Here is a 13,482-nt window from a genome sequence, read left to right on the forward strand (position 1 = left end):
GCTCATTTCTCACGCTACAGTCATTATCATTCACTCCGCTTAGCCAGTAGAATAGCGAGCTTTGAACGCTACCTGTGCGGAAACCGGAGTGAAACCCCAGCCAATGCCCTCGCAACCTCTGGCAAATACTGGTCCCAGAGCCAGGCTATTGCGCCAACTGGATGATTCAGCGACAACGCTGGATGGCAGCCAGTTGCCCTGCTTCGCAGAGCGCCTGAGCCGGCTATTTGGCCTGGGCGACACCATGACTCTGGATGCGGCCATTGGTTATCGGGCGAAACAGCCAGGCACGCCTCAGGGCGCCACGGTAGAGCGGTTAACCGAGGAGCTGGCGACAATACGCAGGGCACTGGTTCAGCGTATTCGCGGGTTTGGCGCCGATCTGGAGTTTGACGGTGAACCCGAGCTTGAAGCCGCTCTCAATGCCTGGCTGGCGCTGCAACGCAAAGTGGCGGCCAACAGCCGTCAGTTGCGGGACAAGGTTCGAAAATCGATGAAAGATCAGGGCCCGAAGCTGGCCCACCTGGCCGAATTGGACGCCGTGTTTGATCAAACAATGGCCGGGTATACCGCACAGTGTTTTTCCCATATTCCCAAGGTTCTTGAACAACGATTCGAGCACCGATCGACCACCCCGGAGCAAAGCCCCACCCCGGCCACAACGGCCGACTGGTTCCACCGCTACTGCGAGGAAGCGCAGTCTTTGTTACTCGCTGAACTGGATGTTCGGCTGGAACCGGTTCTGGGTTTGCTGGAGGCTTGCCACAAAGAGGTTAACAACACCCCATGAGTAAACTGTTCTTTACCCTGGCGTTTGCCATCGGCCTGGCCGTGGTAGCCTGGATTGGTGCCGGATTTGTCGGTTCCGACCTGCTGGCGCTGGCGTTTACCGGCCTGATTGGCGCCGTTTACTGTCTCGGCTTTGGCGAACTGGTGAATTTCCGCCGACAAACCCGCGAACTGAACGCACAGGTTCATCAGTTACCTGAAAGCCAGGAGCAGGTTAACCACTGGCTTGGCACACTGCCCGCCCCGATGCAGTTCCCGGTGCAACGGCGAATCGAGGGCCATGCCGCCGCATTACCCGGCCCGCAACTGACACCCTACCTGACCGGCCTGCTGGTGATGCTGGGCCTGCTGGGCACCTTTGCGGGCATGATTGTGACCCTGGGCGGCGCCGCCTCGGCACTGGACAACAGCACCGAACTCAGCGCCATTCGCAGCGCCCTGGCCGCGCCGATTGCCGGATTGAGCCTGGCCTTTGGCACCTCCATTGCCGGCGTGGCGGCCTCCGCCATGCTGGGGCTGGCCTCCACCCTGAGCCGCCGGGACCGGTTGCAGGCTTCCCGCGCACTGGATAGTGCTCTGCGCGACAAGCTGCATCATCTATCCGCAGATCATCAACGCCACCAGGCGTTCCAGGCACTGGAAAGCCAGGCCAAAGCCCTGCCCGAAATGGCCTCGGCCATGGAGCGCATGACCGCACGCATGGAGCAGCTCGGCCAGCAACTGGAACAGTCCCTGACCCGAAACCAGCAGGAATTCCACAGCACGGTCGGCAGCCACTACCAGACACTGGCCGATTCTGTGGCCCAATCCCTGAAATCGGCGCTGGATGACAGCGCAAAACAGGCTTCGCAACGGATTGAGCCCATTGTTATCCATGCCATGGAGCAGCTTCAGAAAGATGCTCACAGCCTTCAACAAAGCTGGGCTAATGATGCCCGCCAGCAGTTAGCGGAACTGACCGCCGCTTTCCAGAAAACCACTGCAGAAGCCGGCGAACGCTGGCAGCAGAATCTGATTGCACAGCAGGCCCAGAACCAGGAGACGTTGGCGACCCTCTCAAAGCAGAACGAACAAACTCAAAGCCAGTTGCAGGAACAACTCCACACCTGGCTTGGCGCCATCAACGATCAGCACCAAACCTGGCTCAAGGAACAGCAGCAACAACTGGTACAGAGCTGTGAACGCCTGAACAATGCCGGAGCTGAGGTGTCGCAACACTGGCAGGCCGGTCTGGCCCGACAGCAGGCTCAAAGTGACGACATGCTGGCAGCATTCAATGAGGCGCTGACTCAATACCAAAGCCATTTCCAGACCAGCAGCACCGGGTTGATTGAGCAGCAACAGGCCGGGCTGGCGGAACTGCTCAGCACCGTTGGCGCTCAGCTCGATCAACTCCGGGAACAGGAAAGCGAACGAGCCCGGGCTGCAAACGAGCGAATGGAACAACTGGAAGCCACAGCAGCACGCCACCTGAGTGAGCTGGGCACTGCACTGGAAGCGCCCATGACCCGCCTGATTGAGACGGCTTCGGAAACACCGAAGGCCGCCGCCGAGGTGATCCGACAGCTGCAGTCGGAAATCGCCCGCAACAGCGAGCGGGAAAACGAGCTGCTGGAGGAACGCCAGCGACTGGTTCAGGAGCTGGACACCCTGCTGGAGAACCAGCGCAGCACCGCTGACAGTCAGCGGGAGGCGGTGGATACGCTGATCCGCGGCGCCGGCGAAACCCTGACCGGCATCAGCGAGCGCTTCAACACCCTGATCCAGGAACAGAGCCAGCAACTGGGCAAACTGGGCAACGACATTACCGGCAGCAGCCAGGAAGTCGGCGCCCTGAGCGATGCGTTCATGCAGGCCATTGAGCTGTTCAGCCAGTCCAACCAGCAGGTCATCGCCGGCCTGGCGGACATCCAGGCAGCGCTGGACAAGGCCGGCAATCGGCACGATGAGCAACTGGCCTACTACGTCGCCCAGGCCCGCGAGGTGATTGATCTCAGCGTCAGTGCCCAGAAAGATGTGATTGATGCCGCTGCGGCGCTGCGCCGGGCAGAATCCAGCGAGGCCGGGTGATGGAACAGCTGGAAGGCGGCGAACAGCAATCGGCACCGGTCTGGGCTATTTTCTCGGACCTGATGGCGGCGCTTGTGGGTATTCTGGCGCTGATTCTTGTGTGGGTGATCGGCATTCAGCTGGAGCTCAGCCAGTCCCTGGCCGAGGAGATCGAGAAGCGGGAAGCCGAAGAACAGCGCCGGATGGCTCTGGAGCAAGCTCTCGAAGATCCGCTCACCAAAGGTCTGGTGACGTTCCGCGATGGCCGTATCGGCATCAGCGGTAACGTATTGTTCGAGCTGAATTCAGACCAGTTGCAGGCCGAAGGTGAAGAAGTACTGGAATCACTGATTCGCCCGCTACAGGCCTACCTGGAACAGCACGATGAACTGCTGATGGTGAGCGGATTCACCGACGACTTGCCGATGCATCCGGGCAACCGTTATCAGGACAACTGGGGCCTGTCGGCCCAGCGGGCCCTGACGGTTACCCGAACCCTCACAGAGCTGGGCTTGCCCAATGACCGGGTATTCGCTGCCGCCTTTGGTCCTCACCACCCGGCCGTACCCAATGTCGATGCCGAATCCCGGGCCCAGAACCGGCGGGTGGAAATCAGTACCGTGCCTCGGGCGCCTTCGTCGGCTGAGGATACTGAAACCGGGGAAGGTGATTGACCATGAGCGAAGCCCCCGGCCCCTCCTTGCTGGAAAGCTTGAGGCAAAACGGCGCCCATCAGAATGACCCGGTTCGATTCCGCTATCTGGAGTCTTTCGAGCAAAGACTGCGCGCAAAGGGGCTGCATAAGGGAACGACGCACTGGCGGAAGCTGGAACAGGCGATATCGGACTATCAGGCAAGGCTGGACAGTGCCGGGCAGCGCGATGAGCCCACCCCCGATGTCGGCGGCAATTCGCCTCTTTCCGGGTTGCTGAACCAGCTGAATGAAACCCCAGAGGCATCGGTTGAAGCGCCGCAGTCGGTTCTGGAACAACGGGTATTCGGGCAGTCGCCACAAGAGCCGCCAAAGGCACATCCAGCCTCAGCACCCAATAACCCGCGCCCCCTGAAAGCCATGATCAGAGCCCAGGCAAACCAGGGCCATCACGTTATTGCCGAGCGAATTCGACACGCCATTGAAAGCACACCGAAAGAAGCGGGGCCGATGAACGCGCATCGGTTGGTAAGCCGTGCTATTGCTGAGATGCAGACGTTGTCACCGGAGTATCTGGCACGATTTGCTCGTTACACCGATACGTTGTTGACGTTGGAGCGGCTGGCGAGAAAGGGCTAGACAATGCTTTGTTTTAGCCCTGGCAGTGAATGACGGCCTCAACTCAGGGAGAGAGTTCTTCCAGGTAGGTTTCTCCATCTCCGTATAGCGAGGCAAACTCCTCCTCCGGAACAACGGTCACGGCAATCTCCGGTTCATGGTCACCACCGCCCAGCAACACGCCCCGCATCGGCGTTATATCGGAGAAGTCTCGCCCCCAGCCGAGGGTAATGTGCTCCAGGTCGGGCCTCAGCGCGTTGGTGGGGTCCAACTCCAGCCAACCGAAATCCGGCACGAACACCGCTACCCAGGCATGGGTGGCATCGGCACCGACCAGCCGCTCCTTTCCTTCCGGCGGGTGAGTCAGGATATAACCACTCATGTAACGGGCCGCCAGTCCCACCGAACGCAGGCAGGCGATCATAATATGGGAGAAATCCTGGCAGACCCCACGACGGGCCTTGAACGCCTGCTCCACCGGGGTGAAGGTTTCGGTCGCCGTCGCATCGAAGCGGAAGTCGCGATGGATCATCCGCATCAGGGCATCCGCTGCTTCCACCAGGGGGCGTCCGGGGAGAAATGCCTCGCGTGCATAAGCGGCGTACTGGGAATCGATGGGTACGTTGGTGGACACAAACCGGAACGCCGTGGCTTCGAGATGTGCCGGCGAAAACGTCCTGTCCGCCCGATACCGCAGGCTGTCACGCACGCTTTCCCAGGGTACTTTTGCCGCAGTTGCCGACGGCTTCGGTCGATCGCGCAGCTCCACCCAGAACTCGCTGATGATCTCCAGATAGTCGTGATCACCAGTGAAATGAATCTTGGTAATCCGGTTGCCAAAGCAGTCCAGGAAGGAACGACGTGCCGATGGATCCGGTGAGATCGCCAGGTGATGCTCAAGATTCCTCTGCCAGGGCAGCGCCCGCGGAGTCAGCCTGAGCAGGTGATGAGACTCACCCACCACCTGGTCGTAGTGGTAGAGGGTCTCATGACGCACATGGTAACGGACAAATGTCATGACAGGCGCCTTAATCCGCTTTCACCGGCCGGTCGGAATACCGGGTGTGAATAAAACACTGCCGTTGGATTTCATCCGATACACGATAGGCTTCTGACCGGATATCACACAAGAGCTCTGCCAGAGCTCCGCAGGCCTGATCCGGATGCTTGCGCTCAAACGGGTGCAGATCCAACCCTTGTAAACGACGCAGGGAGTCGTTCAGATCCGGGGAAAACAGCTGTCCGGTTTTCTGACCCATTTCGGGTAAATCCTTCTGCAACTGGCGCAACTGGAACATCACAGAATGGGGGTTGCTCGCGTCGATCACAATGGTGTGAAGCACCCCCAGAAGCTCTGGTGTCCGGCGATATCGGGTCCGGTAGGTCACTTCCGAGTTTGCCACTTCCAGCAGCCACTCCAGCATGGCGTTACGACTGAAACGGTCACTGAACAGCGGCACACAAATCAGGGTGCACAGATTGGCCAACCGCTCCAGGCGCCGCCCGATCACCAGGAAAACCCAACTGGCGTCCCGCGTAATGTCATCCATGGCAAATCCAGCCAGCGATATGCAATCCAGCAACACCAGATTCAACGCCCGGATTGATTGTTCTGGCGTCGCCGGCGCCGGACTGAGAGGTTTCCCGACCCGGTTGAGTGTGTGCCAGTTGTCTGTGGATAACCGATCCCGGACCTGGCTGGCATTGAACAGCAAGGCCTGGATGATCGACGCAATCGACCCCGGGGATTCCTGGTCACTTACTGCTCTCAGCAAAGCCTCGGGGAGGGGCTCGGGTACGGCATCTTTTTCCGGCTCAGGAAGCGTACCGAACTGCTCGGCCGCCTGCTGGAGCCCAAGCAGTGCCTCCTCACTGGCCTGATCGTGCCCCGACAACCGGTTGAACGCCGCCCTCAGCAAGCGAGCCGTGCCTTCCGCCCGCTCAGAATGTCGGCCCATCCAGAACAGATTTTCGCCCACACGGGACGGAGTGTCCCGCTCGCCATCCAGCAGGTCGGAAACCTGCAACCGTTTCTTGATCAGCGATTTGGATGGCGCAGTGTAACGCGACTGTACCCAGGTATCCTTCGACAACCCGCCCCGCTGCATGGAGATGACCTCCACGCCCTCATCCATGGCGACACGGGTCAATCCACCGGGCATCACCCGCCAGCCGGAGGGCGTGGCCGCCGCGAACAGGCGCAGGCCAATAGACCGGGTTGCCAGCGGCTGGTTCTGATCACCCTTCCAGACCGGGGCCTGAGAAAGGTGAACCAACTCCTGCCCGACAAAAGCATGGGGGTGGGCATTCATCTTCTTGATGAGTGCGGTCCGTTCTGCCCCCTTCATCTGATAACCGAACACCGGCTCCATGCGCATACTCGCAAATGCCGGTTTGATGACCAGTTCATCGAGGTGCTCAATGACATAGTCCAACGCGGGTTTTTCACCACACCACCAGGAGGCCACGGATGGCATAGCCAGAGGTGAACCCAGCAGTTTTTTTGAAATCTCCGGCAGAAAACCGAACAGCGCCGCACTTTCAAGAACGCCGGAGCCCAGGGCGTTTGCCATCAGCACTTTGCCGGCTCGCACAGCACCCAGCAAGCCGGGGATACCCAACACGGAATCGGCACGGAGTTCCAGCGGATCACAAAAGCCATCATCGAGCCGGCGATAGATGGCATGCACACGACGCAGGCCCTGAAGTGTTTTCAGGTAGACCGTGTCATCGCGCACGGTGAGATCCTGACCTTCCACCAGAGGTAAACCGAGGTAGCGGGCAAGAAATACGTGTTCGAAATAGGTTTCGTTAAAACGGCCCGGTGTCAGAAGCACACACAACGCGGTCTCATTTCGCGCCGGAGACATGCTCGCAAGACTGTTCTGGAACCCCTGGAAGAATTCCGCCAGGTTGGTCACTGGCAGGTTGTGGAAGGGCGCGGGGAACGCCCGGGAGATGACCAACCGGTTTTGCAGGGCGTAACCCGCCCCCGAAGGGGCCTGGGTCCTGTCCGCCATCACCCACCAGCCGCCATCCGGCGCCCGCGCCAAGTCCACTGCATAAAGGTGAAGGAAGCGGCCACTCACCGGCTGTATGCCCTGGCAGGGCCATTGAAAACCAGCCTGACCGTAAACCAGGGCCGGCGGCATCAACCCCTCTTTGAGCAACGCCTGATCGCCATACAGATCGCCCAGAACGCTGTCCAGCAGTTCAGCTCGCTGGGCGACCGCTTTCGAAAGCCATTGCCACTCATCCGCGCCCAGAACCAGCGGCAGCAGATCGACCTCCCAGGGCCGGGTATCGCCACGGGGATCTTCGTAGACGTTGTAGGTTACCCCGTCTTCGGCAATCGCGCTGGAAACCGCCTGAGCCCTGAGATTGAGACCGGCGACCGACTCAAGGTTCAACTGTTGCAACAACGGCCGCCAATGGGGCTTTGGCCCGGAACCCAGGGAACCAAGCTCATCAAACCGATCCGGCACCGGATGGTACTGGCGGAGGATGTCCGTTACTGCGCGCTGCTTCGCCACCGTGAATTCGGGCTCCGTTAGTCAATGAGCTGGAAGCATAGCCGCTTTCCAGCCCCCTGAGCCAGTATCAAACGGTAAGTTCACACATGTTATTTGTGATACCGCAAATCCAGGGTGAACGGGAACTCCCGGTGCTCCGGCACCGGCCGCAGGGGTTGCTGGCCTGAGCTGTGTCCCATCCGGAAGAAACGCGCCATACGGCGGCCTTCAGCCTCGAACGAATTCACCGGCAGCGTCTCGAAATTCCGGCCACCGGGATGGGTCACGTGATACTCACACCCGCCCAGACTGCGTTCGTTCCAGGTGTCCACGATATCAAACACCAGCGGCCCATCCACCCCGATGGTCGGGTGCATGCACTGCGACGGCTGCCAGGCCCGGTAACGGACCCCGGCGACCGACTCGCCCACCATGCCGGTAGGCTGAAGTGGCAGAGGCACCTGATTACAGGTGATCTGGTAACGATCCGGCGCAGCACCGCGCACCCTCACCTGCAGACGCTCCAGGGAGGAATCCACATAACGGGCAGTGCCACCAATTGCACCGTGCTCACCGGTGACGTGCCAGGGCTCCAGGGCGGATCGCAGTTCAAGGGTGATGCCCTTGACCTTGTAGTCGCCGATCCGGGGGAACCGGAACTCGAAATGGGGCGCGAACCACTCGCTCTCCAGCGGGTAACCACGGGCCTTCATATCGTCGATCACATCTTCGAAATCCTGCCAGACATAGTGAGGCAGCAGGAACCGGTCGTGCAGTTCGGTGCCCCAGCGCACCAGCCCTGGCGGCTTGTAGGGTTGCTCCCAGAAGCGTGCCACCAGCGCGCGCAACAGCAGCTGCTGGGTCAGGCTCATGCGGGCATGGGGCGGCATCTCGAAGGCACGCAGCTCCAGCAAACCGTGACGCCCGCCCGGACCGTCCGGGGAATAGAGCTTGTCGATACAGAACTCGGCCCGGTGGGTGTTGCCGGTGACATCGGTGAGCAGGTCCCGGAGCAAGCGGTCCACCATCCAGGGCGCGATTTTCTTGCCCACCGGGCATAACCGCTCCATCTCCTTGAAGGCCAGCTCCATTTCGAACACGTGGTCATTGCGGGCCTCGTCAATCCTGGGGGCCTGGGAACTGGGGCCAATGAACAGGCCGGAGAACAGGTAGGACAGACTGGGATGGTTGTGCCAGTAGCTGATCAGGCTGCGCAACAGATCCGGGCGCCGCAGGAACGGAGAATCTTCGGCCGTTTGCGAACCCAGCACAAAATGGTTGCCGCCACCGGTACCGGTATGACGGCCGTCCATCATGAACTTCTCAGACGTAAGCCGGCATTCGTAGGCGTCTGCATAGAGCGTCTCGGTCTGCTCTACCAATTCGTCCCAGGTCTTGACCGGCTGCACATTCACTTCGATCACCCCCGGATCCGGGGTAATCCGGAAATGACTCAACCGTGGGTCGGAAGGTGGCTCATAGCCTTCCAGCAAGACCGGTTGTTTGAGCTCTGCGGCGGTTTTCTCGATGGCCGAGACCAGCACAAGATAGGGTTCCAGCTCCGCCAGCGGCGGCATGAAAACGCGAAGGATGCCCTCCCGGGGCTCAACACACAGGGCCGTGCGGACAATCTCGGGGGCCGACTTGCCTTTTGCCGGCGGCTTCCGCTCCGAAGACGGCTGGCCAGACTGGCTTCGGCTGTTCCATTGACGGATCTGCTCACTGGCGGGCAACGGACCACGGGGGGCAAACGGGTCCTGCTCGTGTATCCAGGGGTAATCCGCTTCTTCCACCCAGGGCTGGCTGTCCAGCGGCAGTCGGTGGCCCATGGGTGAGCCGCCCGGAATCAGATAGCAGCGCTCACTGCGCAGGAACCAGGGTCCGGTCTCCCAGGCCTTCTCCTTTTCGGAAACACGCAGTGGCAGCACGTAGCCGACGGGCTTATCCAGCCCCCGGCTGAAAATTTGCTGAAGCTGCTTCCGTTCCAGGGCATTGTCGAGCCTGGCATCGAAGGGATCGACGTTGACCGGCAGCCGTCGTTCCCGCCACAGGTAATAAAAGACATCCTCGAACCCAGGGAACAGGTGCTTTTCATCGACACCCAGTTCCCTCGCCAGGGCCCCCAAAAACCGGTGAGCATCTTCCGGGTTTGCCTTGCCTTCAGTACGCTCGTCCGCCAGCCACCGTTCATCCTGCCAGATTGGTTCACCATCCTTGCGCCAGAAACAGTTCAGGGACCACCGTGGCAGCGGCTCGCCCGGGTACCACTTGCCCTGGCCAAAGTGCACCAGCCCACCGGCTCCATACCGGTCCCGCATCCGATGGTAGAGCTCGATGGCCTTTTTCCGCTTGGTGGGGCCCATCGCCTCGGTGTTCCACTCCGGCTCATCACGGTCGTGATTGGCCACGAAGGTGGGTTCACCGCCCTGGGTCAAGCGCACATCCAGCTCGGTCAGGCGTTCGTCCACCTCATGCCCCAGATCCACAATGCGTTGCCACTGCTCCTCGGTGTAGGGTTTGGTCACCCGCGGCGCTTCCCAGATGCGCTGGACGCTCATCTGATGCTCAAATTCGACCTCGCAGTCTTCCACCATGCCGGAAATGGGCGCCGCCGAGGACGGATCCGGGCTGCAGGCCAGCGGAATATGCCCTTCACCGGCAAACAGGCCAGACGTCGGATCCAGTCCCACCCAACCGGCGCCGGGCAGGAAGACCTCGCACCAGGCGTGCAGGTCAGTGAAGTCTTCCTCCGCGCCCGAGGGACCATCCAGGGCTTTCAGGTCTGCCTTGAGCTGAATCAGGTAGCCAGAGACGAACCGCGCCGCCAGGCCCAGGTGCCGGAGAGTCTGGACCAGCAACCAGGTGGAATCCCGACAGGATCCGGACCCTTTTTTCAGGGTCTCTTCCGGCGTCTGTACGCCCGGCTCCATCCGGATCAGATAATCGATCCGGTTGGCAAGCCGCTGGTTTACGCCCACCAGGAAATCGACGCTGGGCGTTTCCTTGCGGTCTATGGTGGCCATCCACTTCCGGAATTCCGGTGTTTCCGGCAGTTTCTGCAAGTAAGGCGCCAGCTCCGCCGTCTGCCATTCCTCATAGTCGAAGGGAATGGTCTCCGCCCGGGGTTCCAGAAAGAAATCGAAAGGGTTGATCACGGCCATCTCGGCAACCAGGTCCACCGTGATTTTCAGCTCGTCGGTCTTTTCCGGAAACACCAGCCGGGCCAGATAGTTGGCCTGCGGGTCCTGTTGCCAGTTCAGGAAGTGACCTTCGGGCTCAACCTTCAGCGAGTAACTGAGAATCCGGGTGCGCGCATGTGGACAGGGTCGCAAACGAACAATCTGAGGGCCCAGGGTAATCGGGCGCTCGTAGCGATAATGGGTGGTATGACTCAGGGCAACGTGAATCGACATGGAACCTATCTCGCAGGCGAATAGTGTTGGGAGTTTCAGGCTGTCTCGTAGACAGGAAACCAGGTCTCTGCAATGTCGTCGTGAAGTTCACCGATCTCCAGCTGCAGGTTCTCCAGGAACAGGATCACGTCCTCCTTGCGGATCAACGCATCCACGTCGCCTTCACGGGTGTGACGGACCGCCTGCAGCGCCGTGCGCAGCGGAATCTCGTTCCTGGGCAGGCGACCGAGGGCACCGGCCACTTCGCTGAGACTGTGTAGCACCGAGCGCGGGAAGGGTTCGTTCTGCAACAGGAAGCGAATCACCAGAGGCCCGCTGACCTTGCGCCGCACGTTGTGGCGGTACATCTGGAAGGCACTCTGGTAGCGCAGAACGCTCGTCCACAATAGCCCGCCGTAGGTTTCCGTGCCGTCCCAGCCATCGAGGAACTGCAGAGCTCCCACTTCAATCTGACGGGTGGCCATGTCGGCCCGCTCAAGGTTGCGACCCACCCGGATGAAGTCGTAGCCCTCGTCGTGACTCATACACCCGGCCAGCAAACCATTGAGCATCTGGCAGCGGCCGACGATCTCGTTCAGGAAATCGTATCGCGCGCGTTTCCCCACCCCCTGGTCGATGTACTCCTGGATGTAACGATATAGTTCATTGATGACTTCCCAGGCGTCGGTCGGTACCTGGTCCCGGGTGGTGCGAACATTCTCCCGGGCAGCCTTGATGCAGGAGGCGATGGAGCTCGGGTTGTAACTGTCGGCCATCAGAAACTTCACACAGTTGCGCTCATCGGCCTTCTGGTGGTGCTGGTCAAACAGCGCACCCATGCCCGTCACCGCCACCAGTCCCTTCCAGGACAGCTGGGTCTCCCGGGGCATATCCAATGCTAGGGAATTGAAAGCCATGATCATCCGGGCATTGTTCTCGGCCCGCTCAAGGTATCGGGCCATCCAGTACAGTCTTTCCGCTACACGTGACAGCACATCAATTCTCCTCGTCCACGATCCAGGTATCCTTGCTTCCACCGCCCTGGGAAGAATTCACCACCAGGGAGCCCTTGCGCATCGCCACCCGCGTGAGCCCGCCGGCGGTAACGTAGGTTCGCACGCCCTGCAGCACGAAGGGCCGCAGATCCAGGTGCCTCGGCGCCAAACCCTCGTCGCACAGCGTGGGAGCGACAGACAGACTCAACGTGGGCTGGGCGATGTAGTTGCGTGGGTTCTTCTTGATCAGACGGGCAAATTCGGTGCGCTGCTTCTTGGTGGAATGCGGCCCCACCAGCATGCCGTAACCACCGGACTCATTCGCCGGTTTGACCACCAGCTCGTCCAGGTGCTCGAGCACATACTCCTGGTCCTGCTTGTTCACACACATATAGGTGGGCACGTTCGGGATGATCGGCTCCTCATCGAGGTAATAGCGGATCATGTCCGGCACGAAGGCGTAGATCACCTTGTCATCGGCCACTCCGGCACCGGGCGCATTGGCCAGGCCAACCTTGCCATTGCGCCAGGCTCGCATCAGGCCCGGCACGCCCAGGGTAGAGTCTGCCCGAAAGACTTCCGGGTCCAGAAAGTCGTCATCAATGCGCCGGTAGATCACGTCCACGCGCTCCAGGCCTTCTACTGTGCGCATGTACACGCAATCGTCTTCACCAACGACGAGATCAGCCCCCTCCACCAGCTCGGCACCCATGCGTTGCGCCAGGAACGAGTGCTCGAAATAGGCCGAATTGAAAATCCCCGGAGTGAGTACCGCAATTCTTGGATGATCCTGGGGCCTTGGAGAAATCGACGCCAGCATGTCGAACAGCTGGTTGGTGTAGTCATCCACCGGCAGGATACTGTTGTTGTCGAACAGTTCCGGGAACACCCGCTTGGTCAGTTGGCGATTCTCCAGCATGTAGGAAACACCGGAAGGAACCCGCAGGTTGTCCTCAAGAACATATACCTTTCCGTCCTTGTCCCTCACCAGATCCGATCCGCAAATGTGGGCCCAGACCCCCAGTGGCGGCGTAAAACCACGGCACTGCTCGCGGAAGTTTTTGGAGTTGGCGAACACGTACTTGGGAATGACCTTGTCTTTGACGATATTCTGGTCGTTGTAGATATCGTTAATGAACATGTTGAGGGCCGTCAGGCGCTGGGCCAGCCCTTGTTCAATGTTTTCCCACTCCCGGAGCGAGATCACCCGGGGAATGATATCGAAAGGCCAGGCCCGGTCGATATTCTCGCCCTCGCTGTAGATGGTGAAACTGATCCCCATCTCCAGTATCGCCAGTTCGGCAGCCTGCTGGCGCGCCTGGATCTCCTCGGACCCGAGATTGCCCAGGTAGTCGGTAATCGCCGTCGCGGCTCGTCTGGGCTTCCCTTTGGCAGCGATCAGCTCATCGTAGAAGTCGTTGGGATCGTAGTTTTTCCAGTCAATCGCTTTGTTCTTTTTCATTCGGGATCCTTTC

Annotated in this window: 9 protein-coding genes; 4 read left to right on the forward strand and 5 right to left on the reverse strand. The window is 60.2% G+C overall.

The features are described 5' to 3' along the window. Positions 1-88: 88 nt before the first annotated feature. The 4 genes from ACSSVV_RS03355 to ACSSVV_RS03370 are packed head-to-tail and all read left to right on the forward strand — an operon-like array spanning position 89 to position 4,129. Complete coding sequence (locus ACSSVV_RS03355) at positions 89-790, forward strand: DUF3348 family protein (RefSeq protein ID WP_454105573.1); 702 nt, start codon at positions 89-91, stop codon at positions 788-790. Beyond that, a complete protein-coding gene (locus ACSSVV_RS03360; protein ID WP_454105574.1) occupies positions 787-2,859 on the forward strand; it encodes a DUF802 domain-containing protein in 2,073 nt (690 codons plus the stop codon). The genes ACSSVV_RS03355 and ACSSVV_RS03360 overlap by 4 nt, the downstream gene beginning before the upstream one ends. After that, positions 2,859-3,512 carry an OmpA family protein gene (locus ACSSVV_RS03365; RefSeq protein WP_011786471.1) on the forward strand — a complete coding sequence of 218 codons (654 nt, stop codon included), beginning with the start codon at positions 2,859-2,861 and terminating at the stop codon, positions 3,510-3,512. The genes ACSSVV_RS03360 and ACSSVV_RS03365 overlap by 1 nt, the downstream gene beginning before the upstream one ends. A 2-nt stretch (positions 3,513-3,514) precedes the next feature. Further along, on the forward strand, positions 3,515-4,129 hold the full coding sequence (locus ACSSVV_RS03370) for a DUF2894 domain-containing protein (protein ID WP_454105575.1): 615 nt from the start codon (positions 3,515-3,517) through the stop codon (positions 4,127-4,129). Positions 4,130-4,172: 43 nt separating this feature from the next. Here the strand turns inward: ACSSVV_RS03370 and ACSSVV_RS03375 are convergent, their stop codons facing one another. The 5 genes from ACSSVV_RS03375 to ACSSVV_RS03395 all read right to left on the reverse strand — a co-directional run bounded on the left by ACSSVV_RS03375 (position 4,173) and on the right by ACSSVV_RS03395 (position 13,469). Continuing rightward, on the reverse strand, positions 4,173-5,126 hold the full coding sequence (locus ACSSVV_RS03375; RefSeq protein WP_011786473.1) for a transglutaminase family protein: 954 nt from the start codon (positions 5,124-5,126) through the stop codon (positions 4,173-4,175). Positions 5,127-5,136: 10 nt separating this feature from the next. Continuing rightward, on the reverse strand, positions 5,137-7,641 hold the full coding sequence (locus ACSSVV_RS03380) for a circularly permuted type 2 ATP-grasp protein (RefSeq protein ID WP_011786474.1): 2,505 nt from the start codon (positions 7,639-7,641) through the stop codon (positions 5,137-5,139). A gap of 89 nt (positions 7,642-7,730) precedes the next feature. Continuing rightward, on the reverse strand, positions 7,731-11,033 hold the full coding sequence (locus tag ACSSVV_RS03385) for a transglutaminase family protein (RefSeq protein WP_454105576.1): 3,303 nt from the start codon (positions 11,031-11,033) through the stop codon (positions 7,731-7,733). Between the two features lie 35 nt (positions 11,034-11,068). Continuing rightward, a complete protein-coding gene (locus tag ACSSVV_RS03390) occupies positions 11,069-12,007 on the reverse strand; it encodes an alpha-E domain-containing protein (RefSeq protein ID WP_011786476.1) in 939 nt (312 codons plus the stop codon). Between the two features lies 1 nt (position 12,008). Further along, entirely contained in the window at positions 12,009-13,469 is a 1,461-nt protein-coding gene (locus ACSSVV_RS03395) for a circularly permuted type 2 ATP-grasp protein (protein ID WP_011786477.1), read from the reverse strand. Positions 13,470-13,482: the final 13 nt, after the last annotated feature.

It is taken from the genome of Marinobacter sp. MBR-105 (assembly GCF_053628895.1).

What these genes read in the sequence shown, in the direction of transcription:
- ACSSVV_RS03360 (WP_454105574.1), top strand. Translation starts at nt 787, where the DNA reads ATGAGTAAACTGTTCTTTACCCTGGCGTTTGCCATCGGCCTGGCCGTG.
- ACSSVV_RS03365 (WP_011786471.1), top strand. Translation starts at nt 2,859, where the DNA reads ATGGAACAGCTGGAAGGCGGCGAACAGCAATCGGCACCGGTCTGGGCT.
- ACSSVV_RS03395 (WP_011786477.1), bottom strand. Translation starts at nt 13,469, where the DNA reads ATGAAAAAGAACAAAGCGATTGACTGGAAAAACTACGATCCCAACGAC.
- ACSSVV_RS03375 (WP_011786473.1), bottom strand. Translation starts at nt 5,126, where the DNA reads ATGACATTTGTCCGTTACCATGTGCGTCATGAGACCCTCTACCACTAC.
- ACSSVV_RS03370 (WP_454105575.1), top strand. Translation starts at nt 3,515, where the DNA reads ATGAGCGAAGCCCCCGGCCCCTCCTTGCTGGAAAGCTTGAGGCAAAAC.
- ACSSVV_RS03385 (WP_454105576.1), bottom strand. Translation starts at nt 11,033, where the DNA reads ATGTCGATTCACGTTGCCCTGAGTCATACCACCCATTATCGCTACGAG.